The sequence below is a fragment of the Alteromonas antoniana genome, from assembly GCF_019249295.1.
Classification (GTDB): Bacteria; Pseudomonadota; Gammaproteobacteria; order Enterobacterales; family Alteromonadaceae; genus Alteromonas; species Alteromonas antoniana.
The window spans coordinates 14,052-37,394 of sequence record NZ_JAESDH010000008.1 but is presented as its reverse complement, the minus strand read 5'-3'; the positions used below and the strand labels follow the sequence as shown (position 1 = coordinate 37,394).

The window sequence follows — 23,343 nt, the reverse complement described above, 5'->3', positions numbered from 1 at the left end:
ACATATCCTAGCTTAGGAATACTTACAAAGATTGCATTTCAGTTTGTAAATTCCATTAACAAAGTTCGCAACGCATGTCCTCAACCAGTTGAACTACTATATTGTAAAATTCAAGCAACCTATTTGAGCGACTATGTCTGTTTTTGACCATTCTGAATTCGATAACCACGAACACGTAGCTTTTTATCATGACAAAGAAGCGGGTCTGAGTGCGATTATCGCTGTGCACAACACCAACCTAGGTCCTGCATTGGGTGGTTGTCGAATGTGGCCTTATATTAACAGCTCAGAAGCACTGACAGACGTTCTTCGTTTATCTAAAGGCATGACGTATAAGTCGGCCATGGCGAACCTTGAACTAGGCGGTGGCAAGTCTGTAATAATTGGTGACCCGCGTAAAGCCAAAACACCCGAAATGATGCGCGCAATGGGTCGGTTTGTTGATTCTTTAGGCGGCAAATACTTTACAGCGGAAGATTCAGGCATTGCAGTAACTGATTTGCAGGCCATGGCGGAAGAATCTCCCTATATCGCCGGCGTAAATGCACGCTATCACTACAACGGCGAAAACGCTGACGGCAACCCGGCACCATCCACGGCTTATGGGGTGTTTGTCGGTTTGCGTGCTACCGTTGACTATGCAATGGGAAGAAGTCTTGAAGGCGTTTCCGTTGCGATTCAGGGCATGGGACATGTAGGTTACCGTCTTGCAAAACATCTTCATGACGCTGGCGCGACGCTGTTTGTCACCGACATCTACCCGGAAGGAGTAGAGCGAGCGGTGAAGGAGTTTGGTGCAACGGCGGTAGCGCCGGAAGAGATTTTCACGCTGAACGTAGACGTAATTGCACCGTGTGCACTGGGTGCAGCCATTAATGACGAATCGCTGCCAACCATTAAAGCCAAAGTGATTGCTGGTGCAGCAAACAACCAGCTTGCCCGGGAAGAAATGGGAGAGTTGTTACGTGAAAAAGGGATCCTTTACGCACCAGATTATGTGATTAACGCCGGTGGCGTTATCGATATCTTCCATCAGCGGATGGAAAGCTCATCTGACGACGCGTTGCGGGCCCATCTGGAGAACATCGGAACCACATTGAAAGAAATTTATGCGCGTTCTGATGAAGAAGGGAAAGCAACCAACCGGGTTGCCAATACCATGGCGGAAGAACGATTTAACCGCAAGGGTTGAAACCTTCATAACAAGTCGTCATAATGCGCCGCTCAGTTCATACAGACACTCTGTTTTGAACTGAGCCAGTTTCTATGGTGGGCTCTTGGTCCTCCCGCAATGATACTCTGTGAATCCGGTCAGGCCTGGAAGGGAGCAGCCGCAGCAGACGACTCATGTGCCGGGATGTGGCTGGGAGTCTGCCACCCAATCTACGCTTTTTTCGGTTTTCTGTCGGCTGCCTGGTCGAGAAACTTCATCGCCTTTGTCACCGCATGTTCGACGTTCATTTCCATTTGCTGTCTTTCACTTTGCGGCAGGTAAAACGCCATGTCCACTTCATAACGAATATAGCGTGGTGGCACCTGGTTTAACGCAAGACAACACAGGTCAGCCAGGTAATCCGCAGACTTGGTTTTATCCAGCTTGAGATCAGTGATCCTCTCCAGTACAAGATGTTCATAATAGTTATGGATATCATCGTCCAACTTCATTTTTCAGATTCCTTTACAGTGGTTCTCTATACCTTATAGCTGGTTCTCTGTTGATGTCGAGAGCAGGGTGGTAAGATTCGGCAAAAATCAGTGACAGCGGTGCTTGCTCTTGCTATTGGCATGACGCGTTCCTACGGACAGTGCACTGAACACTAACAATGCAAATCTGCGAGAACATGATGAAAAGAAACACCACGCCGGTTTACTACGGCGATTACCTGCAGTTAGACAAATTATTGGGTGCCCAGTCACTTCAGAGCACGAAATACGGTGAGCCCGCTCATGATGAAATGCTGTTTATTATTGTGCATCAGGTTTACGAGTTATGGTTTAAGCAGGTGTTGCATGAACTTAACGCGGTCATCGATACTTTTAATACTGATGAGGTGAAAGACCAGCAGCTCATCAGCGTGGTGCACCGCCTCAACCGCATTATTCAAATTCAGCAGTTAATGAATGATCAGATAAGCGTGATGGAGACAATGACGCCCCAGCAGTTTTTGTCTTTTCGGGACTTGCTGGTGCCTGCCTCTGGTTTTCAGAGCATTCAGTTTAAGCGTCTGGAAATCTCACTTGGCCTGAAGCGCGAATACCGTATTGATTTCGACAAACAGAGTTTTTACAACCGGCTTAGCGATGAAGACAGAAGTTTACTGGAGTCGCTGGAGAGCAAGCCCAGCCTGTTTGAGTTGATTGAGCGCTGGCTTGAGCGATTGCCGTTGCTAAAAATGAAGGACTTCGACTTCTGGCTGCATTATCAAAGTGCGACAGATGAGTTGCTGTCGAATGACAAAGAAATCATCGAAACGAATGACACGCTGACTGATAAGGAAAAGCAGCAGGAATTAAAAGACTGGCAATCAACCAGGGAAAATTTCGATGCGCTATTTAATGAAACCAGATATTCGGAATTACAGTCAGAGGGCAAGTTTCGTCTCAATCAGCGCGCCATGCTGTCGGCACTGTTTATCAAGCAATACTCCGAGGAACCCATCTTCAACCTGCCGTTTCAGGTAATTACCGCGTTAACGGAAATAGATGAAAAGCTCACTATCTGGCGCTACCGACACGCTATGATGGTGCAGCGCATGCTGGGAACAAAAATAGGAACGGGTGGCTCATCAGGACATCAGTATTTGAAGAAAACCACAGAATCTAATCGTATCTTTCTGGATTTCTTTAATATGGCTACATTCTTACTTCCAAAAGATATGCTGCCGCCACTGCCGGATGAAATATCCCGGTACCTGGGGTTTTATCTGAGCGCAGACAGAACCTGAGTACAGTGCGCTTACAAATGTTGATTTCCGGGAAGGCAATTTGTAATTGCCTTCCCGGCGTAACCAAAACGGATTAATCAAAAGAAGCGGGAGTGCACGTTAATGCAAACGTGGCCCCCTAAATTTTCGTAGAAAGCCAACAGAAATCAGTTTGCAGCTTATCTGACGGGGAGTCGTTTTTTGACAATCTGTCCATTTATTTGTTTTCCACTCACTCTAGCCCAATTCAGTATTTTTCACTGCGAAAGATTGAGACATAGCTGGCACAGAGTTAGACGGAGTATTTTGTCGACGTGAACAACAGTGAATTATTGGAAAAAATGCAGTAGGGCAGAAATAAACGATGTGGTGAGGGAATGTATTTTTGTTTCGCAGTAGTATGAAAAGTAACCGTATTTTTACCGGGAAAGTAAATCAAGCGTTAATAAAGGTGGAGGTGTAAGTTAATTTTTACAGCTAAACGATAAATGACTGAAAAAAAATTGAACTTTTAAAACCCGCTCGTCCGATCACAGTTGACCCTCGTCGTTGTATGTGGTTATTATCATTCCTGAGGCTTAGACCTTATAAATAATAAGTCGTTCCAAGCGATTTTAAAAACACACACTAAGAGTTTTAGTGGTCCAGGGAGACAATACATGTTTACAAACTCGAAACTGGCAAAGTCAGTTAAGCTGGCTTGTGCTTTTGGTGCTGCGTCTGCAGCCATGATCGCACCTTCTGCTTTCGCACAGGCAACTGCTGAAGTTGACGCTTCTGCAGATCAACCAATTGAGAAAATCTCGGTAACAGGTTCACGCATCAAGCGTACAGACCTTGAAGGTGCTTCACCTGTTGTTTCAATCACTGCAGCAGATATCAAACTGGAAGGTGACTTCACAGTTGCGGACGCACTGCGTTCAAGCTCACTGAACTCTTTCGGTTCTTTCTCTGAGCGTTCAGGTTCTTCTGCACAATCGCAAGCCCAAATTAACCTGCGTGGTGCTGGCGCACGTCGTACACTGGTTCTTCTGAACGGTCGTCGTTTCCCAGGTTCACCAACACTGGGTGGTGCTTCTGCTAACCTTAACGCCATTCCAATGGCTGCCGTTGAACGTATCGACATCATGACTGAAGGTGCGTCTTCAATTTATGGTTCAGACGCAATGGCTGGTGTTGTAAACATCATCCTGAAAGACAACTTTGAAGGTCTGACGTTCAACATTGGTGCTGGTCAGCGTGACCAGGACGAAGGCACAACGTCACAAGAATTCTCTATCGTGGGCGGTTTGTCTAACGATAAAGGTAACATCACGTTCTCATTCGACCACCAAAAGCGTAAAGGTATTTCTGATGCAGACCGTTCTTACACTCAAGCGAAACTGGGTGATTTGGATGGCGACGGCGACATCGAAGCATATACTGCTGATGCCCCGGGCTGGTCTATTTATGGCGCAACAGTAGCGTCACCTGACTTTTCTGAAGCGCAAGCTTCACCAATCTGTGACGACTTGATTGCTGAATACGGTAACGACGTATTTGCAAAAGTTGATGCAAACGAAGACTGGGGCCCAGGTTCTACGTACTGTATGTATGCGTTTGCTAACGTTTCATACAACACCGCGTCTATCGACCGTAATACACTGTATGTAAATGCTAACTATGAAATCGCTGACGAAGTTGAGTGGTTTGGTCAGGCGATGTTCGTACAAAACTCTTCATTTGGTCGTTATGCACCACCTGCGGCTCCGTGGAGCAACATGGCTGCTGACAACCCTGCTAACCCTTATGACGAAGCAACTACAGGTTACTGGCGCTGGGTTGGTATCGGTACTCGTGACGGTAACGTAGACGACTACAACCAGGATTACACTACTGGTCTGCGTGGTACGCTTGACTGGCAGAATGCTTCTTGGGAAGTTTACTACCACTACAATATGGCTGATAACAAGTCTGTAGGTGAGTACTACCTGTCTTATGGCGGTCTGGCGTATAACGAAGCAAACGGTATCGATCTGGGTTCAGACGAAGGTGTTGCTAATATGAAGACAACGACGTTGCAAAACTCTGGTTCTACATTTAACCAGTACTTTGCCGGTCTTGGTTTCGACATGTTCGAACTGCCAGGTGGTCTTGCTGGTCACTACGTAGGTGCAGAGTACTTCGAACAAACTTACGAAGACATCTACGACGGTCAGTCTGAAACTGGTCTGGTTGGTGGTTCTGCTGGTAACTCATCTTCTGGTGAGCGTGATGTAACTGCGTTCTTCTTCGAATCAGTACTGCCAGTAACTGATACCGTAGAAGTGAACATTAAAGCGCGTTACGATGACTACTCTGACTTCGGTGACAAAGTTTCTCCAGCAGCATCTGTACGCTGGGAAGCAATGGAAAACCTGGTTTTACGTGCATCTTACTCTGAGTCTTTCCGTGCTCCAGGTCTTGATCTGCTTAACGCGGCGACGACGTTCTCAGCGGAAGGCGCTATCGACGTTGTTAACGGTTCTACAACTGAAGCTCAGTACGATACCTATTACTCTGCAAACCCTGACCTTGGTGCAGAAACGTCTGATTACACCAACTTAGGTATTGCATACGACTTTAACGACAACCTGAGCGTTAAGCTTGACTACTTCATGCTGTCTATCGACAACGTGATTCAGTCTAAGACTCTGCAAAGCCTTATCTATGATGAGCAAGCAGGTCTACTTCAGTCAGTCGCTCCAGATGCAGATGTATCAGGTCAGACTTTCTATCTGAAGCGTGCATCTAGTGGCCGTCTGATCGAAGCAGGTACGTCTTACTTTAACGGTATTGGTTTCGAAATCGAAGGCTTCGACTTTACTGTTAACGCTAACGTAGAAACGGAATTCGGTGACTTCCGCTTCCAGAACGTTCTTAGCTACATCATGACTTATGACACAGAAGTGGGTGGCGTAGTACAGGATATCGCTGGTTGGTCTGGTACTCCTGAGTACAAGTCTGTAGCAACGCTGGCTTGGTCTCTGGAAGATCACTCTATCTCTTGGAACCTGACTTACACCGACAGCACCTCTGAGTTCGAGCGTGATACAACTGGCGACGGTTATTATGACGAACGAGAAGGCGAACTGGACAGCTGGTTAATCCACAACGTAACTTATACTTACGACATGGGTAACTACGGTGCGGTAACCTTCACAGTTAACAACCTGACTGATGAAGATCCGGTACTGTCTTCTGCGGGCACTTGGGATGACCAAGACCTGTACAACAACTTCGGTCGTGACTACCGCGTAGCTTACCAGGTAAGCTTCTAATAGCATGAACGAGTTGTCGTAAGACAAGTCATAAAGAAAAGGCCGATTTTTATCGGCCTTTTTTATTACATAAAAACAGAGAGTAGTGATGAGTAATTACTGGACGGACTATTGGCAACAAGGCCACCTGACCTCCTTCGGCGAAGATTTAACCAGAAATTACACTGGCGATGTGTTATCCGGGTGGGTGCAGTTTTTTGCCCAGGTGAAAAATGAATCGGTAAATGTGGTAGATATTGGCACAGGTAATGGTGCCCTGATTGATATTGCGGTGAACACCGCAGATTGCAAAACCCCACACTTCTTTGGTGTCGATTTCGCAAAGCTGAAAATAAGCAGCGAGCTGGATGCTGACAACATCACGTTTTGTCCCCAGACGTCTGCTGAAAAGCTGCCGTTTGACGATGACAGTGTACATATTGTGGTTTCGCAATTTGGAATTGAATACAGTGATTTATCTGAGTCGGTGCCGGAAGTGGCCCGGGTGCTCGATGAAGGCGGCAAAATACGGTGGCTGATGCATGCCAGAGAGAGCTCCATCGTCAAACCTAACAGTGCGATTTTTGATGCCATCATTGCGATGCAACAGGACAGAGGCCTGCTTTTCGTTCTGCGTCAGTTAATTAACGCCCTGGCTAAATTTGGTCCACAGTCTGCGCAGGCAGAACAATGCCGGAATGAACTCAATGGTGCTATTCAGCAGTGTGTTCAGCACAACGCTCAGGGGCTGCACGGCACCGGTTTCCCGGCGTTTCTTAAGGCGGTTATGAATCCGTCGGTGCAGTTTAGAGACAAAAAGCACATGCTGAAAGTGTTCGAGACGGAAATGAAAGGGCAGTTCGAACGCCTTAGAGACCTTATTGATACATCACTCAGCGAGTCAGAGTTAGCGTCCTTACTCGAATTACTAAGCGCAAATGGATTCGAGAACGTTTCCAGCAGCCTGTTTATGCAGGACACAAAGAGTGTGGGTTATCTGATAACCGGAGTGAAGCGTGGCAGCTAGTTTTACCCGCCCGGTATTTATTATTGCCTCGCCTCGCTCTGGTAGTACATTATTGTATGAGACGCTGGCAAAGCATCCTGAGCTGGTTTCGTTGCAGGGCGAAAGTCATGCTGTTATCGAACATATTCCCGCGCTCAGTACCGTAGCGCGCGGGTTACATTCGAACAGTCTCGGAAAAGACGATGCTACCGACGACATTCGATGTACGCTTACGTCACGCTTTCTGGCGTCGGCGAAAAATGCTGATGGTTCACCGTACCAGGGGGATCGCGAAGGCGTAAGATTCCTTGAGAAAACGCCGAAAAACGCACTTAGGGTGCCGTTTCTTCACGCGTTATATCCTGATGCGCTGTTCGTGTATCTGGTACGCCAGCCAGTGCCAAATATTTCCAGCATCATTGACGCCTGGCACTCGGGCAAATTTGTGACCTATCCTCAACTGCCTGGGTGGCAAGGGCCCTGGTCGCTGTTATTACCACCAGACTGGCAAAAACTGTCAGGTGGGGCAGTAGCAGAAACGGCGGCATTTCAGTGGAAACAGGCAAATTTACAGGCGATTGCTGCATTCGAAAACCTCCCGCAATCGCAGGTCCTCAGCGTCAATTATGACGATTTATGTCGCACGCCGGGGCAGTTAGTAAATCGCATTTGCGATTTCATCGATGTCTCGTCATCTGCAATCGACGTCAGTAAACTTCCGCTTTCCAGATATACATTGAGTGCGCCCTCTGAGACAAAGTGGCACCGCCATGCACCGGCGCTGGAAAATGCTATCACTGGCGTTGAAGACATTGCAGAGAAAATAAATGTGTTTCTTGAACGCGATAAGGCGTCGGCAATAGCCATCGAGCCAGAACTGCATCGTGTTGCAGAGACGATGCGCAGTCAGACACGCCATGCAACAGAGAATCAACGGCCCTCAACCGGCTCGCCTCAGCGCAATGCGCCTTGTCCGTGTGGTTCAGGAAAGCGTTACAAGCAATGCCATGGTAAGCTTTCATGATGTTTATTATCTTCTTACCCTCAATTTTGTTGTAGAGGATTTCCCATGAAGCTACCTCACGAATTTATCCGACTTCCACTTGAGTTTGATGCGCAACTGCTGGCCCAAGAGGTCGGGGCTATCGACAGCGCGCTATGGCGTCCACATCACGAAGGCTTTAAGGGAAACTATTCAATTCCTCTCGTCTCAGTTAACGGCGAAGATAACAACGATTTCAAAGGGCCAATGGCAGCAACCGACGTGCTGAATGCCTCACCCTATTTGAAAAAGGTCATCGCCAGCTTTGGTGAAGTGATTGGTCGCTCCAGGCTTATGGCATTGGACCCGGGGGCAGAGGTACCTGTTCATTCGGATATTAATTATCACTGGTATAAACGCGTGCGCATCCATATCCCGATAACCACAACGCCGGATGTTATATTTTATTGTGGAGACAAGTCGGTCAATATGCGCGCCGGAGAAGCATGGATATTCGATTCCTGGAAGTATCACCGGGTCGTCAATGCGTCGGATATTTTCAGAGTGCATCTGGTGATTGATATTTGTGGATCCTCAACTTTCTGGGAGATGGCAGAAAGAGGTAATGTACCCTGGCTGCCACAGCGCACGCCAACCGATGAGTTTACGTTTATCAATAACGATACAGCATCCGCCCCAACTGTACTTACTGAGCAGTATAATACCCCGCTGGTAATGAGCCCGGGGGAAATGGAGGGGATGGCACAGGAACTCTTTTCTGAATTGGCAGACGCCAGTGACAACCCGAAAGAAGAGGAAGCCGTATTTGTTAATGCGGTAAAAGGATTTTGCCAGGACTGGCGGGTATTGTGGTCGCAATATGGTCTGAATGAGGCTGGATGGCCTCACTACCATGCCCTCAGACAACGCGCCTTCGAGAGCGTGAAACACTTCGACAGTGTGCTCAAACTGGCAAACGGAACACAGGCACCGAGGATGTTTTTGTTCTGTATGATCGATCCGGCGTTGAATGTTGAGGTAAAGGACAGCTTTTTAGGGCATCAACCAGCCACGACAACACCAAATACACCGCAAGCACCAGGTCGCGCGACGTCTTCAGATAAGCGTCAACAAAAGACGTCAGTGTCTGGCGATATAACAGCGCCGGCAAGTCGCACAGCGCCATGTCCCTGCGGTTCAGGTAAGCGTTACAAGAATTGTCATGGAAGGTTGGTTTAACCGGACTGTTTCAGGAGAGCCTGACGCTTACTCTCCAGTGCTTCGGGACTGATTGCGCAAGCCGCAAACAGGCTCCGGTAGCGCTCGCCGCTTCCCAGGCTTTTATTGTTCACCGGCTGACGGACCTGACTGGCGCTGGGAGTCAGCACCGGCGAATCCATGTCATAAAAGCGAAGGCACTGGGCCTCAAATGTAAGGCCGCACGTATCGAGCAACTGCGAGATAGTGGCGTTGGTATCCCCTACAAGTTGTTCATAGTCGACGATGTTGACTGCCCCGGGTAAGCGGGTGCGCCAGAAATGCATGAGATCATAAAAGGCATTGGTGTACGAGGTCAGCTGTTCTGGCTGAAAGGCATAATCATTCCCTTTACTGAACATCTGACGGTATAAACTCGCAAGATTGTCCATTACCGGGCGTGACAAACAAACGATCTTCGCCTCAGGGAACAATGTATGAATAAGACCAATGTGAACAAAATTATTCGGATTCTTGTCGATAAATCGTGAAGCCTGACCAAGCGGGTAATGACCTGCTTGCTGCAGATAAAATGCGCGACATCGCTGCCTCTCATCCTCCGGAAGTGCATGCAGTGTCTTCGGGTAAAAGCCCTTTTTCGCCAGATACATCGCGATCCTCTCCATGAACGGCAATTCGTCGGTTGTTGCCACCTCCGAATGTGCAGCCAGGATCTGCTCGGTCAGCGTGGTGCCGGAACGTGGCAAGCCGACAATAAAGACAGGCTGAGGAGTCTGTTCACTTTCTGGTAAAGCAGGGATGTCTGCTCTTACGTCTGTGGCTAACCGGAGAAAGCCTTCCTGATTGAAAGGGCGTAACCCGGACATCAACTGGTTTGCCTGCTGAAGCAGCGCCACCGCATCCTCTGAGCCTTGTTGTTCTGCCACACGCTGACGCGCAAATGTCAGAAGCGCAGTCTGATATACGCTCGACAACGTCACATCGTCCATTGACTGAATATCTTCATCGCTGAACCGATACGCTTTCAGATCGGCCAAAGACCAATAGCCTGTGCCGGCAAATTGCGGCTCAAGCTCTATATATCGGTGATAGGCTTCGGCTGCGTTCCTGGTATCGGAAAGTGCCTTGTTGGCATGCCCAAGCTGAAGCTGAATTTCTGCCTCGTCAGGCGCGATAGTGGCGCAGCGGGTCAGCACACTAATGGCTTCTTTTACTTCCCCGGTTTGTAGCAGCAACTGACCAAGATGAATATGTACAGCGAGATTATCGGGTTGGGCATCAGCAATACGCGCAATGATCTGTTTTAAGGAAAAGTGTAATTCAAATTGCTGTAAGGCGGCTATCAGGGCATCGAGCGTGTCAGAAGTGAGGTCACTGTGTTGACTTAGCTGGGTGAGAATCGACGTCCCAGTCAGGATCTCATTTTGCAGCAGCGCGATGCGTGCATCCCGTATTTTCAGCTCCGGCGAGTCAGGGAATTGCCGGCGAATTTTGTTAAGTGCCAGCATGGCTGAAGTAAGGTTGCTCTGGGCTAGTGCGTTGTCTGCCTTTGCAATTAACCTTTGACACCGATCATCCATTTTCACACTTCTCTTTTTGTTGTTTTGCGTAAGATGGTATCTTTTGTACTGCACAAATAACAGCACCTCAATGAATATCAGGGAGTGAAACCAGAACATGAGTAATTCACAGCAGATTCAGCAGTATTTTAATCAGGCCGTGCAGCTCATGCAGCGAAATGATTTTACCGGTGCGTTGAAAATTTTCGTCGCGCTTGAAAACACAGGTTGGAAAGACTTTCGCTTATTCCGTCTCACCGGGATAGCGTATGAGAGATTGCAGCGAAACAAGCTGGCATGTGACTATTTCAAGCGTTCGCTGACAGAAAACCCTGCCCAGCATGACTTATTCTCCTCATTAGCTCGCCTGCAGGCTGCCCTGAAAAACTACCCGACAGCCAGAGAATGGCACCAGAAAGCGGTATCGGCGGCCCCCGGAAGCGACGCGTATACAAAATTTGCTGCGTTTCTGCTGTCTGATGCAGTAGGGGAGGCTGATGAGGCGCTAAGCTGGTTAAATAAAACAGGTCCGGAAGAGGCGAACTCTGAACGCGTGTTGTTACTGAAAGCGCGGGCGTACGAGCTAAAACACGAATTCGAACAACAGCTTTCAACGCTACAGACTGCCAGAGAACAATTCCCGGATTCTAAAGCGGTATTGACGGCGCTTGCAGGTTACTACAATTCAGCAGGGCAAGACGACAGGGCGGAACAGGCTTACAAAGATGCTTTGGCGCGCCCACATGTCAGTGACAGAGACTGGGAGAACCTTGCCATGTTCTTACTGGGTAAACAGCGTGCTGATGAGGCTGTCGGCGTTGTTAAAAAAGGCTTAACAGCTTTTCCACAATCCCGGACATTGCTCAGACTTTTGTCATCCCTTCGCTACGAAATGGGCGAGGAGGACTATCTGAGTGACTACCGACACACGCCGCTTACCCATCAACCTCTGCCTGTGGCACTGGATTACGTCGATCAGAGCATCAAAGCTGGAAACTATGATCAGGTTGCAGCGGTATTGCAGAAACTGATCGGGCAGCACGGCAACAACCCTACGATATATCAACGTGTTGCGCTACTTGCCTATGAACAGGCTGACTATTCAAATGCCATAGAAACGTTTAAGGCATTAAGTGAACACACGCCAGAAAACGACAACCTGAAAGAGTGGCTGGTGAAAGCCCTCATCGCTGATAGGCGGGTGAGTGCGGCGCAGCCTTTTATCACCCAGCTTATTGATGCTGACCCCCGAAATCAGATTTTCTGGGCATTGCAGGCAACAGCCTGGCGGCTAACAAATGACGAGCGTTATCACTGGCTGTGTGACTACGACAAGTTAGTTAAGGCAGTTCCTTTGATTACGCCATCGGGCTACGCTAATACTGCGTCGTTTTTGGATGCGTTAAAGCCCGCTCTGGTCGCATTGCACACAACACAAAGACAGCCCCTTGAACAAACACTGAGACAGGGAACACAAACCACCGGAAATTTACTGGATAATTCAGATCCTGTTTTGCAGTCGTTAAGAGAAGCATTACACAACACCGCCAATGCGTCGTTAAGCGACTTACCCAATGATGCTTCTCACCCCACACTTTCCCAAGCTGGTCGCAAAATTGATTTCTCTGCGAGCTGGTCAGTGAGGCTAAAGGATCAGGGGTTTCATATCTCACATGTACACCCTAAAGGTTGGTACAGCAGCGCGTTCTACGTAGACTTGCCTGACACAATCAACGAATCCAGCAAGTCAGGCTGGTTACATCTGGGGAAACCAGGGATCGCGGTACAGGGAAATATTGACGCTGATCACTGGATTAAACCAGAGCCCGGAAAGCTTGCATTGTTCCCTTCTTTCGTGTGGCACGGCACCGAGCCTTTTCAGGCCAGTCGGCATAGATTGACAGTGGCTTTCGACCTTCGCGCTGCCTCGCATCCCTGAACATTGCTTTTTGCTGATTTCTTGCTATCACTTTAAGCAGCGTTGACGCCATGACCGGATTCATCCATGATGGATATATCGGTGGATTCGTTAACTGTGTAATTTTTTTACAACAATTGGTGAATAATTCGTCGTTTTCAGACAACTTTCAATGAGACCTACTCATGGAATGTCCTCTGAACCCCAGTGAATTGGGTTGCTGTTGGTCATAAGGTGAGCAAAAGCGCTCCTCGGACCGGGTGTTAAGAGGGTGTTACTTGACTACTCCGAGTAATCCATGTGACTATTAGGAGTTCGTAGTGTTGGCGTAGTCGCGACAATTACTACCTTCCTGAAACAAAAATTGTGAAAGTTTATAAGCCCCTTGCCGGAAAGTTTTTCCTTAGTGGCGAGGATTCAAATAAGAAATTTGGTTGGGAACTATGTCCAAAATGAGCAAGAGAACTCTTATTGCTTCTACTGTGATGGGTGCATTCGCACTGACAGGTAGCGCAGTCTCTGCAGATACGCTTGACGATCTTCACAAAGAGCAAGCTAAGATCCACGCAGCTGCAGCGAAATCTCAAGAAAAAATCAACACGTTGTTTGAGCAGTCTCAAGAGCTGTTGGTTGAATACCGTCAAACAGTCGATGAGACTGAGAACCTGAAAATTTACAACGACTACATTGCAAGCCTGGTTGCTGACCAGCAGCGAAGCATTGACTCGTTGCAGCGTCAGATTGACAGCATTGAGCAAACTAAACAGGGCATCGTACCACTGATGTTCCGTATGATTGACAGCCTGGAAAGCTTTATTAAGCTGGATCGTCCTATTCACCTGGACGAGCGTTTAGAGCGTGTTGAGCGTCTTCGTGACCTCATGGCTAACTCTAACGTTACCGTTTCTGAGCAATTCCGCCAGGTAATTGAAGCGTATCTGGTTGAAGTTGAGTACGGCACAAAAATCAATTCTTATCAGGGTACGATTGATGACAACGGTACTGAAGTAACTGTTGACTTCTTTAACCTTGGCCGTACGGCGCTGATGGCTCTGTCTCTTGATCAGAGTGCAGCCTGGGTATGGAACAACGAGACCCGCGCATGGGAGCAACTTGGTGACGAGTATCTGTCATCAGTTGTTGAGGCAGTTAAAATGGCGAACAACGTCGTACCTGCCGACCTAATCAAACTACCAATTAGTGCAGCGGAGTAAGTGTTAATGAAAACTGTATTCAAATCTCTTGTAGCCGCTGCAACGATGGCGGTTGTCGCAACCGGCGCTCAGGCTCAGGAAGCAAAGAGTCTGCAGGAGCTGCTAGACCAGGTTCAAAAGAACCGTGTTTCTGAAGCGCGCATTAACCAACAGCGTGAAGCTGAGTTCCAATCAGCACGCGCTGATAAGCAAGCGCTTCTTCGCAAAGCGCAAGCAGACCTTCAAGCTGAACAAGATCGTGGCGATCGCCTGCAGCAGCAATTCTCTGACAACGAAGTAACGTTGAACGATAAAGCCGCAGAATTAGACCAGGCGACTGGTACGCTGGGTGAGATGTTCGGTGTAGTACGTCAGGCAGCTTCTGAAGCTTACGGACGTGTTTCTACTTCTCTGGTAAGTGCACAGTATCCAGGTCGTGATGACTTCCTTGCAGAAATGTCAGAAGAGTCTAAAGGCCTTCCTAACATTCAGGAACTGGAAGACCTGTGGTTTGCACTGCAAAAAGAAATGACTGAAGGTGGCCAGGTTGTTCGCTTCAGCACACAAGTGGTAAACCTTGACGGTGGTACATCAGAGCAAGAAGTTGTTCGTGTAGGTACGTTCAACCTGGTTGGCCAAGATGGCTACCTGACTTACGACGTTGAAAACGAAGTAGTTCAGCCACTGGGTCGTCAGCCAGATAGTCACCTGGTAGCATCAGCAGAAGATCTGCTGGACGCCACTTCAGGCATGGTTCCTTTCTACGCTGACCCTTCTCAAGGCGCGATTCTGGGTCTGCTTAAGCAAAAGGCGACATGGTCTGAGCGTTATCACGCAGGTGGTTACGTAGGTTACACCATCACGGTTATGCTGGTAATTGGTCTTCTAATCGGTCTTTATAAGCTGGTTACGCTGACTGTCACTGGCGGCAAAATCCGTTCACAGCTGAAAAACCCAGGTAACCCTTCTGAAGGTAACCCTCTGGGCCGTATCCTGAAAGTGTATCAGGAAAACAAAAATGCGGATGCTGAGAACCTGGAACTTAAACTGGACGAAGCGATTCTGCGTGAGCTGCCTTCAATTGAAAGTGGTATCAACGTAATCAAAATCTTCGCAGCGATTGCACCTCTGCTGGGTCTGTTAGGTACGGTACTGGGTATGATTGCAACGTTCCAGACAATTACACTGTTCGGTACGGGCGACCCTCGTATGATGGCAGGTAGTATCTCGATGGCTCTTGTGACAACTGCACAAGGTATCATTGCCGCGTTACCTCTGATTCTGACTCACAGCATCGTAGCGTCTCGCAGCAAGTCAATCGTTCACATTCTGGATGAGCAAACTGCGGGTATCGTAGCGGCTCATACAGAGGCGGAGAAAGCGTAATATGGTATACCTGATTGGATTAATGGAATCGGTCAGGGACTTTATCGCTACCGGCGGTGACGTGTTGTATTTCGTTGCCGTCGCGCTCTTTCTCATGTGGGCATTAATGATTGAGCGCTACTGGTATGTAACTTCGGTTTTCCCAAAGGTGAAGAAAGACATCATCCAACGATGGGATAACCGTAGTGATACCACATCATGGTATGCGCATAGAATCCGTGACGCGTGGATTTCTCAGGCGTCAGACGATCTGAACGCTAGAATGCTGATTATCCGCACATTGATTGCAATGTGTCCTTTAATCGGACTACTGGGAACAGTAACCGGTATGATCAGTGTTTTCGAGACAATGGCAACGCAGGGAACCAGTAATGCACGCTTGATGGCATCTGGTATTTCCATGGCAACAATCCCGACAATGGCGGGTATGGTTGCGGCGCTGTCCGGACTGTTTATCAGTTCACGTCTTGAGGCTAAGGTGAAGATGGCACGCGAAGGCTTAGTTGATAGCCTGCCACATCATTAGAGAGAGAGATTATGGCTCGAAAAGTCAGAACCGAGGAAGAAGACGCGCAGATTGACATGACGCCAATGCTGGACATCGTGTTTATCATGCTTATCTTCTTTATCGTTACCACCGTTTTCGTAAAGGAAGCTGGTATCGAAGTTAATAAGCCAGACGCGAGCCAGGCGGTACTTCATAAGAATGCCAATATCTTCATCGCAGTAACAGAAGATGGCACCGTTTGGTTAGACAAACGTGAAGTATCACCGGACAGCGTTAGAGCGAATATAGAGCGACTGTTAACGGAACAGCCAACTGACTATGTCATCATTCAGGCTGACGTTAAGGCCAAGCATGGTCTGGTGGTGGAAATCATGGACCAGGTTAAAGCTGCAGGCGTTGATCGCGTATCGGTAGCAGCAAGGGGATAAAATGGCACGATTTATCGTATCTATATTATTAGGTGCAGGTGTTGCATTTGCCTTGTTTGTCTTAATGGCGAAGTTGATTGAAAACTCGTCCAGACCAGCAGATGAAGTACCGGAAGCGCCCGTTATTGATATTGTCATGCAGGAGCCGGACGACGAAACGCAGACGCGTACTCGTGTTCCACCTCCGCCTCCACCACCGCCTCAACAGCCGCCTAAAGTGCAGCCTGTTGAACCTGAAGCGGCAGAACCGGATGCAGATGGCTTTAGCCTGAACATCCCTTCTATCGACACAGGTGGTGTGGGAGTAAACATTGGTGCTGTTGGCGCGATGCAACGAGATGGTGAAGCTACACCTATCGTTCGTATCGATCCAAAGTATCCACCGGAAGCTGCACGTGACGGTAAAGAAGGTTGGGTTAGACTTTCCTTTACCATCAACGAGGTAGGCGGTGTTGAAGATATCGAAGTTATCGATTCTGAACCACGTCGTATTTTCGACCGCGAAGCACGTCGTGCATTGCGTAAGTGGAAATACAAGCCTAAGATCGTTGAAGGTAAGGCGGTTAAACAGCCTGATATGTTCGTACAGTTAGACTTTAAACTGGAGCAATGATCATGATGAAACGTACATTCAAAATGTCAGCCGTTGCTTTAGTCATGGGTTTCGGCGCTGCCATTGCTGCTCCTGCAGCGATGGCGCAGTCTGCCGCAGTAGTTTGTCCTGGCTATGAAAAAGGGAAAACCACGCTGGTAGGTGAACGTACTGGTAAAAAGGTACAGAAAGCGTTTGAAGCTTATAATGAAGACCGTGTAGATGAAGCACTGCAAATTCTGTATGACATCGACACGTCAGACGAGTTTGATAAGTCTTACGTTGGACGCTTTATTGGTAACCTGCTTGCCGCTCGTGAAGGGCAAGGCACAAAAGCATTGGGTTACCTGACCGATTCAGTGCAACCTAAAGTACTAAACGACACTGAACATGCCCAGACGCTGAAATTGATTGGCGATTTGAGCATGCAGGAAAACAAGTACAACGACGCCGTTAAGTGGTACAAAGAATGGATGGACTTTACCTGTAAGGAAGATCCAGACGTTTATACCCGCATGGCGCAGGCATATTATGAGTCTAAGCAATTAGATAAAATGGTAGACCCTGCTGATAAAGCGATTGCGCTGTATGAGAAGCCTAACAAGAACCCTTACGTTCTTAAGCTGACTTCTTACTATGAGCGTAAAATGTACCCAGAGACAGTGGCTGTAGCAGAAGAACTGGTTTCTAAGTTCCCTGAAAATGGTCGTTGGTGGACACAGCTTGGTTTCTTCTACATGCTAGTGGAAGACTTCAAGAAAGGTTTGTCTACGTTTGATTTAGCTTACGAACAGGGTTTCCTGAAGAAAGCCAATGAAATCAAAACTCTGGCTCAGCTTTATGCGACAAACGGCGTTCCTTATAAAGCAGCGAAGTTGATGGAAAAATATATCGACTCTGGTCTGCTTGAAGATAATGCGGACATGTTAGCGAGCGTTGCTAACTCGTACCACCAGGCCAAGAACTATGACCTTGCAGCAAATTACTACGGTAAAGCTGCGGCGAAGAGTTCAGACCCTGAACATTATCGTAAGCAAGGTACATTGTTACTGGTTGCCGAAGATTACGACGGTGCGATCCGTGCCCTGAACAACGCGCTAGACCGTGGTGCTGAAAATCCTGCGAACATTCACTTCTCGTTAATGGAAGCGAATTTCTACAAAGGTGACTTCAAAGCCGCTTACGAGCATGTACAGGAAGCGAAGAAAGATCGTTCTATGCGCCGCAACGCGTCAGCATGGGAACCGTACATCAAAGAAAAAGCGAAGAACCGCGGGATTAACATTTAATTCTCCGGTATCGCAAAAAAAGCCCCGAATGGGGCTTTTTTTATGTCTGTTATTCATGTCAATGGCAAGCCGGCTGACGGGTAATCTATGCCTGGAACACCAAACAAGATGTTAAACACACTGGTCATGGTCATTCACTGCTGACATCCGTCATTTGTCGTTACTAATTGTTATAACTTCCCGCAAGGTTAACGCCCGGCTGACCTCAGATTGCAATGCGTGCTTTACCTCTGATTTGCTCGGTAGCGAACCATGACGTTGAAGTGCGGCAGCATCAAACGGGTGGTTATGCAGATATTCCAGTAAAGAATAGCCGTTATGAAAAGAGGCGGTGTCTCTCTGAAGAGAGGGGCTTCTGCGAATGATGCCTGCGAGCCAGTGCAAGCTCCCCAGACAATGCACCGCGTCGCGGGTGCCGGTAACAAACTGCTGAAGCTTGGTAATATGTAGTGAAGTAAGCCAGGCGGCTACCTCTTTTAGACACGTTTTGTTCTCAGATGACGACGATGCGATACCTAATGCGATATCTTCTTGTGACTTTATCGCATGCAGCTGTAGTTCAAGGTGTTTTGCCTGCTGGCTGATAGCGCGAAATACCAATGCACTGGCGTGACCACTGGCTTTATCTTTCTTAACACCGTGCTGGATAACGCGAAAGCTGTTAGCTCGCCAGAATCGTCCCAGTGCATCAGTAAAACCAAATGAGCTGGTAATGGCGTCAATGTTGTTCCGCGTGGCATCATCTGCAATTTTCGCCAGCATCTGGCTACCGTATCCTTTATTCTGTCGCTCAGGCGCCACTGCAATGCGATTAATACGCCAATAGCGTACGGTAGCTGCAAGGGAGTCGCTAAGCATCAGGGCGATTCGTTGTGCGCTCAGGTGACCTTTCACTCGTCGTACACCACACGCAATCCCTGTTGCAACCTCTTCAAGTGGTTTACCACCCTCAATATTAATTACGGTAGCGCCGACAACATCATCACCCAGGGTAGCCAGCAGCAATTTGATATCAGGGGCATCAAGAAGGCGCATCAGATCGTCGGGTGTAGTCTGATAATGTGCCTGAACGAGTAACTGCATGACACGGTGCACAACTGATTGTGAGAGCGCTGAAAAGTCAGCCCAGTTCAGCTCCAGTTCGTGATTTTCATCAGCGCGGTACTGCATTCGGTTTTCGGAGGAAAAGAGCAGGCCAGCTGCGGTAAGGCGCTCTAGTGGATCGTCCGTAAGCCAGCGAATAGGCGTTGTCAATTGATAGTGCACCGCATTGGTTTCAGACACATAGCGCGGAAGAAAACGGTGGAGAAAACCCTGGCCGCTGCCTTCATAGCCATCCGTTGTGGTTGCCAGGACAGTGCGCGCTGGCTGTGTAATTAATGTCTGAATTTGAGGAAGCGGTAGCGATGCCGCTTCGTCGATTATCAGAACCGACGAGGTGCACGTAAATAATAGCGGGTTATCAGGCGCTACCCAGGTCAATGTCATGTTATTCGACTTATGCGTAAAGCCACCTCTGAATGTTTCAGTGAGGTCAGCTTTCGTTCTGAGTCTTGCAAACAATGGCTGTACCGATTCATAGTGCTTGCTTGTCAGCATAATGCTATTGCCGCTTGCTAATAGCGAGGCGGCGATTTCGCCCAACAGCGCTGTTTTGCCTCTGCCTCGGGGCGCGGTAATGATGGCATTGGCATCAGTATCCAGCAGCGCTTTATAGGTCTGGCTCTGGTCGCGGGTGATAAACCTGTCATCAGTTTCTGGTTGAGGACATATCCCATGCGTTACCGGCATATATTGATGATGCGCATCGACTATCGCAACGGCAGGATCATGACGGGCAAGTTCGATCCAGTGATTAATATAGCGGCTTTCGGAAAGTTGCCAGCCATGACTGACAAAATGCGTATCCAGAACATCGCGGTGACAAGGCCAGTCTGAAAGTGGCGGACACGCGATAATCAGTCTGCCTCCGTGACGTACTGTTCCGGCAAGCGCCAGCAGTGCGGAGGGGCGAAATGGCGTGAACGCATCGTATACCGCCACATCAAATTCCTGGCCCAATAGTCTGCGATATTGTGCTATCGGTACCTTAACAGCATTCTCAGGGGCATCATCTCCCATCCAACACAAGGATTTCGTCTCTGGCGCATAAGCGAGCAGGTCTTTTGCCTGTGTTATCGCCTTATCATGGCTTAAGAGCAAACACTGGCGATGCAGGCCTTCAGGCTTACCGATATCGTTAGTGAAAAATACCCAGTTGACTAGCTCTTGCACGCCATACTCACTGTTTTGCTGTATACTGAACGCGTGATTTTAACCATTAACTGCAAGGAATTCGAATGCGCTTTCTATCTCGCCGCCTGGTGATGCCAAATGATCTTAACTATGCCAACTCATTATTTGGTGGCCGGGCTTTGGAGTGGATTGACGAAGAGTCAGCAATTTACGCAATCTGTCAGCTGGAAACCAATTGTCTGGTGACCAAGCATATTGGCGAGATTAATTTTGAGTCTCCGGCTATGCAGGGAGATATCGTCGAGTTTGGCCTTGAGACAAAAGGCGTGGGCAGAACCTCAATTAAAGTCAGCTGCCTGGTTAGAAATAAAGCGACGAAGAAAACGATTTGTCTTGCTGATGACATTGTTTTTGTCAAGGTGGATCCGGTAACCAGACAGCCTGTACCTCATGGTAAAACACTGGAAGGCTTGAAAACGCAAACCGAAGAAGAGGTTCGCAGTCTGCATCTGTTGCCTAAAGATAACGTGGAAGATAAGGACTAATACCAATCCGAAGTAGTGTGCGCTCACTCAGAGCTGATAACACACTATTGCTGATGGGTATAAATTACAGTCCAGCCAGAAGGGCGCGCATTGCTTCCTGCTCAGCTTCAGGTAATGCAGTGTATTTATTCAACTGCACATCGGCATGCGCTTTCCCGAACAATAACGCCGTTACAGTGAGATCATGAGTCGCAACGATACGGTACTGTTGTGGTGTTATTCTGGTATCGTTGCCGGCATGGCAAAGCTTCCATAGCTGCTGATTAATATTGCTGGTAAACCCCCAGCGAAGCAACATCAGTGATGTGGCTCCGTAAAGACAAATCCCGTAATTGGTTTTGATGTCCTGCGCAAACTGCGCAAAGTTGTCAGCCTGTTCCCAATGCTGCAATGCGCCCTCAACATACAGACAGTCGCTGTGGAAAACGATTAACAGTGACAATAAGCCAAACAGCAGTAATTGTCGGGTTTGGATACTTTCCGCATTGTCCTCAGGCTGCCCGAATGTGTCGGTGTAAACCCGATCGCTGAGTAGCATAGCATCGGTCAGTAGTGTGACGTCACGAAAACGGCTCTGTGCGGTCAGTAGCTGCTGCGCTGAAAATATCACTGCGATATTTTTGATATTGCCCAGGCCCAGATTTCTCCCAATTGCCTGCTCCAGCGAGTCAGGTGTTCTGCCGAAGGATGCGCGGCTGGCTTTGCCCATGACATGCGCATGAAAAATAGGATCTGTTTCAATAATACTGACTACCTGAGACAGTGACATTTTGTCGTCGTCCAGTGCCAGGAGTTGACTGACGGTATCCGGCAGTGGGGGCAAATGTTCCACAATATCCAGTAAATGCGTATTGCCCTTTTGAAAGCGCAACCTGTTACCCAGCTGACGTACCTGACCGGCGTTAATGCCGCTGTGCTCTTTAAAGCTGCGATCGAATGAGCGCCGGTCTGAGAAGCCAAGGGTGGTAGCGACATTCTCGGTTTTTTCTCCGGCCAGCAACAGCTGGCATGCGCGGTCGTGAATATAGTTTTTCAGGGCCCGGCTGAAGCTGATATCTTCCTGCTTCAGTTCTTTTCGTAATGCTGACTCGCTTCTTCCGAGGCTCTGCGCAACGTTTTCCAGCCTTATTCTTGCAGGATTAGGGCTTTTTTCGAAAATCGCTTCAATACGTTGCAACGTAGATAACACGGGCTGAATGTTCAGAGACGACGACAACACGGATTTAAGCTGCGCGCTGTGATAAAACGAGGGGGTTTTCATCCACGATGACGCAAACGTTAGCGTGACAGTCTCCGCGTCTAGCATGGTTGCTGAACTCAGATTGGTGAAAAGAAGTTCGGTGGTCTTGCTGTCAGGCAGCTTGATATGGATGAAATCAAATTTTCGTCCCGCCAGATGTCTGGCGACGCTTAGCAGAAAATAGGCGAACAGGGCTTCGAGCTCAACAAACTGCGACGGCTTCCAGGTGACAGTGGTTTGCTCACTGTCGGTGCAAAAATCAAATCCGGCGTCGCTCCTGAACAGTTTATTCTGGAACTGACGCAACGCCTCAAACATTTCCGCCACATTTTTCGATGCGGTTAGAAACATGATTAAGGTACCCATTTTGTTGAAGTCCAGATACCCAATCAGTGACCTGCCAATTACCGGTAACAATTCTGGGGGCGTCAGCCGGGAAATCAGGCTGGCCAGCGCAGCCTCATTCAGATTTCCTGCTTCAAGGCGCTCCAGCAGGGTGAACGCGTAGCTGTCATCCTCAGTCTGCGTTTGCGTGTCCCTGCGCAGGCTGAGAATGGCACGCACCATGGCCGACCAGAAAAGCCCTTTATTTTCCACGATAATCCTTCATGTCGTCCTCTTGGTGTTGTAACGGTGTCGCCATACCTGCAATGACACCGCCGTCCTTTCGCTTACCGCGAGCGTTACTTCGATTTCTCATTTCGCGTTGCCGGCTCAAATACGGCTTATGCTTCCCACCAGTCATTCCATTTTATTAATTGCCTTTAAAAAGAAGCAAGTGGGTTTGGTTCGCGTAAGCAAATAAGCGTGTTAGTCCTATGGCTACCAACTTCTCTGACATTAGCACAGGGCGTGGCAGGGAAACAGCTACCCGGACGCTCAGGCGTCAGAATATTGATAGAAACTGTCCTATCCTGGCAAAGAGGTGTCCTATCTTTACGTCACCGATGCAACCTATAATTCTCAGTAACGTGACACGCTTTCTTATTAAGAAGCTGTTTCTGAGTGAAACTTCATACGACACTAATGTGAATGCTCACTC

General features: G+C 48.3%; 18 protein-coding genes and 1 other RNA gene. 15 read left to right on the top strand and 4 right to left on the bottom strand.

The genetic code is table 11. From position 1 onward, the window contains the following. The first annotated feature begins 133 nt into the window (after nucleotides 1-133). Both JKP77_RS08470 and ffs read left to right on the top strand, forming a co-directional pair. Entirely contained in the window at nucleotides 134-1,192 is a 1,059-nt protein-coding gene (locus tag JKP77_RS08470; protein ID WP_218310752.1) for a Glu/Leu/Phe/Val dehydrogenase dimerization domain-containing protein, read from the top strand. Between the two features lie 83 nt (nucleotides 1,193-1,275). Further along, an RNA gene (gene ffs, locus JKP77_RS08465) (signal recognition particle sRNA small type) lies at nucleotides 1,276-1,372 on the top strand. 11 nt (nucleotides 1,373-1,383) lie between these two features. Here the strand turns inward: ffs and JKP77_RS08460 are convergent. Beyond that, the gene (locus JKP77_RS08460) at nucleotides 1,384-1,665 is read right to left on the bottom strand and encodes a late competence development ComFB family protein (RefSeq protein WP_218310751.1); all 282 of its coding nucleotides are present in this window, start codon (nucleotides 1,663-1,665) and stop codon (nucleotides 1,384-1,386) included. A gap of 179 nt (nucleotides 1,666-1,844) precedes the next feature. On the opposite strand from JKP77_RS08460, the gene JKP77_RS08455 reads away from it, so the two are divergent. The 5 genes from JKP77_RS08455 to JKP77_RS08435 all read left to right on the top strand — a co-directional run bounded on the left by JKP77_RS08455 (nucleotide 1,845) and on the right by JKP77_RS08435 (nucleotide 9,429). Beyond that, nucleotides 1,845-2,945: a tryptophan 2,3-dioxygenase family protein gene (locus JKP77_RS08455; RefSeq protein WP_218310899.1), complete on the top strand. Its 1,101-nt coding sequence runs from the start codon at nucleotides 1,845-1,847 to the stop codon at nucleotides 2,943-2,945. A 638-nt stretch (nucleotides 2,946-3,583) separates the two neighbouring features. Beyond that, on the top strand, nucleotides 3,584-6,223 hold the full coding sequence (locus tag JKP77_RS08450; RefSeq protein ID WP_218310750.1) for a TonB-dependent receptor domain-containing protein: 2,640 nt from the start codon (nucleotides 3,584-3,586) through the stop codon (nucleotides 6,221-6,223). Nucleotides 6,224-6,311: 88 nt separating this feature from the next. Next, a complete protein-coding gene (locus JKP77_RS08445) occupies nucleotides 6,312-7,229 on the top strand; it encodes a class I SAM-dependent methyltransferase (protein WP_218310749.1) in 918 nt (305 codons plus the stop codon). Continuing rightward, nucleotides 7,219-8,232: a sulfotransferase family protein gene (locus JKP77_RS08440; RefSeq protein WP_218310748.1), complete on the top strand. Its 1,014-nt coding sequence runs from the start codon at nucleotides 7,219-7,221 to the stop codon at nucleotides 8,230-8,232. The genes JKP77_RS08445 and JKP77_RS08440 overlap by 11 nt, the downstream gene beginning before the upstream one ends. A 45-nt stretch (nucleotides 8,233-8,277) precedes the next feature. Next, nucleotides 8,278-9,429 carry an aspartyl/asparaginyl beta-hydroxylase domain-containing protein gene (locus JKP77_RS08435; protein WP_218310747.1) on the top strand — a complete coding sequence of 384 codons (1,152 nt, stop codon included), beginning with the start codon at nucleotides 8,278-8,280 and terminating at the stop codon, nucleotides 9,427-9,429. Here JKP77_RS08435 and JKP77_RS08430 read toward each other — a convergent pair. Beyond that, complete coding sequence (locus JKP77_RS08430; protein ID WP_218310746.1) at nucleotides 9,426-10,988, bottom strand: tetratricopeptide repeat-containing sulfotransferase family protein; 1,563 nt, start codon at nucleotides 10,986-10,988, stop codon at nucleotides 9,426-9,428. The genes JKP77_RS08435 and JKP77_RS08430 overlap by 4 nt on opposite strands. 97 nt (nucleotides 10,989-11,085) lie before the next feature. Here JKP77_RS08430 and JKP77_RS08425 point away from each other — a divergent pair, with 97 nt between their 5' ends. The 7 genes from JKP77_RS08425 (at nucleotide 11,086) to JKP77_RS08395 (ending at nucleotide 18,281) form a co-directional block, all read left to right on the top strand. Beyond that, the gene (locus tag JKP77_RS08425; RefSeq protein ID WP_218310745.1) at nucleotides 11,086-12,906 is read left to right on the top strand and encodes a tetratricopeptide repeat protein; all 1,821 of its coding nucleotides are present in this window, start codon (nucleotides 11,086-11,088) and stop codon (nucleotides 12,904-12,906) included. A gap of 431 nt (nucleotides 12,907-13,337) precedes the next feature. Then, on the top strand, nucleotides 13,338-14,099 hold the full coding sequence (locus JKP77_RS08420) for a DUF3450 domain-containing protein (RefSeq protein WP_218310744.1): 762 nt from the start codon (nucleotides 13,338-13,340) through the stop codon (nucleotides 14,097-14,099). Between the two features lie 6 nt (nucleotides 14,100-14,105). Then, nucleotides 14,106-15,464 (top strand): MotA/TolQ/ExbB proton channel family protein, encoded by a 1,359-nt coding sequence (locus JKP77_RS08415; protein ID WP_218310743.1) that lies wholly within the window; start codon nucleotides 14,106-14,108, stop codon nucleotides 15,462-15,464. A 1-nt stretch (nucleotide 15,465) separates the two neighbouring features. Next, nucleotides 15,466-15,990: a MotA/TolQ/ExbB proton channel family protein gene (locus JKP77_RS08410; RefSeq protein ID WP_218310742.1), complete on the top strand. Its 525-nt coding sequence runs from the start codon at nucleotides 15,466-15,468 to the stop codon at nucleotides 15,988-15,990. 11 nt (nucleotides 15,991-16,001) lie between these two features. Further along, nucleotides 16,002-16,400 (top strand): ExbD/TolR family protein, encoded by a 399-nt coding sequence (locus JKP77_RS08405; RefSeq protein ID WP_218310741.1) that lies wholly within the window; start codon nucleotides 16,002-16,004, stop codon nucleotides 16,398-16,400. 1 nt (nucleotide 16,401) lies between these two features. Further along, on the top strand, nucleotides 16,402-17,013 hold the full coding sequence (locus JKP77_RS08400; protein WP_218310740.1) for an energy transducer TonB: 612 nt from the start codon (nucleotides 16,402-16,404) through the stop codon (nucleotides 17,011-17,013). 2 nt (nucleotides 17,014-17,015) lie between these two features. After that, nucleotides 17,016-18,281, top strand: a complete 1,266-nt coding sequence (locus tag JKP77_RS08395) for a tetratricopeptide repeat protein (protein WP_218310739.1) — start codon at nucleotides 17,016-17,018, stop codon at nucleotides 18,279-18,281. 150 nt (nucleotides 18,282-18,431) lie between these two features. On the opposite strand, the gene JKP77_RS08390 is transcribed toward JKP77_RS08395, so the two are convergent. Then, nucleotides 18,432-20,555, bottom strand: coding sequence for a GNAT family N-acetyltransferase (locus JKP77_RS08390; protein WP_218310738.1), 2,124 nt, complete (start codon nucleotides 20,553-20,555; stop codon nucleotides 18,432-18,434). A gap of 65 nt (nucleotides 20,556-20,620) precedes the next feature. Between JKP77_RS08390 and JKP77_RS08385 the strand changes: the two genes are divergently transcribed. Then, the gene (locus JKP77_RS08385; RefSeq protein WP_218310737.1) at nucleotides 20,621-21,061 is read left to right on the top strand and encodes an acyl-CoA thioesterase; all 441 of its coding nucleotides are present in this window, start codon (nucleotides 20,621-20,623) and stop codon (nucleotides 21,059-21,061) included. Between the two features lie 64 nt (nucleotides 21,062-21,125). Here JKP77_RS08385 and JKP77_RS08380 read toward each other — a convergent pair whose 3' ends face one another. Further along, nucleotides 21,126-22,898, bottom strand: coding sequence for a helix-turn-helix domain-containing protein (locus tag JKP77_RS08380; RefSeq protein ID WP_218310736.1), 1,773 nt, complete (start codon nucleotides 22,896-22,898; stop codon nucleotides 21,126-21,128). Between the last annotated feature and the right edge of the window lie 445 nt (nucleotides 22,899-23,343).

What these genes read in the sequence shown, in the direction of transcription:
- JKP77_RS08395 (WP_218310739.1), top strand. Translation starts at nt 17,016, where the DNA reads ATGATGAAACGTACATTCAAAATGTCAGCCGTTGCTTTAGTCATGGGT.
- JKP77_RS08385 (WP_218310737.1), top strand. Translation starts at nt 20,621, where the DNA reads ATGCGCTTTCTATCTCGCCGCCTGGTGATGCCAAATGATCTTAACTAT.
- JKP77_RS08410 (WP_218310742.1), top strand. Translation starts at nt 15,466, where the DNA reads ATGGTATACCTGATTGGATTAATGGAATCGGTCAGGGACTTTATCGCT.
- JKP77_RS08400 (WP_218310740.1), top strand. Translation starts at nt 16,402, where the DNA reads ATGGCACGATTTATCGTATCTATATTATTAGGTGCAGGTGTTGCATTT.
- JKP77_RS08430 (WP_218310746.1), bottom strand. Translation starts at nt 10,988, where the DNA reads ATGGATGATCGGTGTCAAAGGTTAATTGCAAAGGCAGACAACGCACTA.
- JKP77_RS08460 (WP_218310751.1), bottom strand. Translation starts at nt 1,665, where the DNA reads ATGAAGTTGGACGATGATATCCATAACTATTATGAACATCTTGTACTG.
- JKP77_RS08470 (WP_218310752.1), top strand. Translation starts at nt 134, where the DNA reads ATGTCTGTTTTTGACCATTCTGAATTCGATAACCACGAACACGTAGCT.
- JKP77_RS08450 (WP_218310750.1), top strand. Translation starts at nt 3,584, where the DNA reads ATGTTTACAAACTCGAAACTGGCAAAGTCAGTTAAGCTGGCTTGTGCT.
- JKP77_RS08420 (WP_218310744.1), top strand. Translation starts at nt 13,338, where the DNA reads ATGAGCAAGAGAACTCTTATTGCTTCTACTGTGATGGGTGCATTCGCA.
- JKP77_RS08455 (WP_218310899.1), top strand. Translation starts at nt 1,845, where the DNA reads ATGAAAAGAAACACCACGCCGGTTTACTACGGCGATTACCTGCAGTTA.
- JKP77_RS08405 (WP_218310741.1), top strand. Translation starts at nt 16,002, where the DNA reads ATGGCTCGAAAAGTCAGAACCGAGGAAGAAGACGCGCAGATTGACATG.
- JKP77_RS08445 (WP_218310749.1), top strand. Translation starts at nt 6,312, where the DNA reads ATGAGTAATTACTGGACGGACTATTGGCAACAAGGCCACCTGACCTCC.
- JKP77_RS08435 (WP_218310747.1), top strand. Translation starts at nt 8,278, where the DNA reads ATGAAGCTACCTCACGAATTTATCCGACTTCCACTTGAGTTTGATGCG.
- JKP77_RS08415 (WP_218310743.1), top strand. Translation starts at nt 14,106, where the DNA reads ATGAAAACTGTATTCAAATCTCTTGTAGCCGCTGCAACGATGGCGGTT.
- JKP77_RS08425 (WP_218310745.1), top strand. Translation starts at nt 11,086, where the DNA reads ATGAGTAATTCACAGCAGATTCAGCAGTATTTTAATCAGGCCGTGCAG.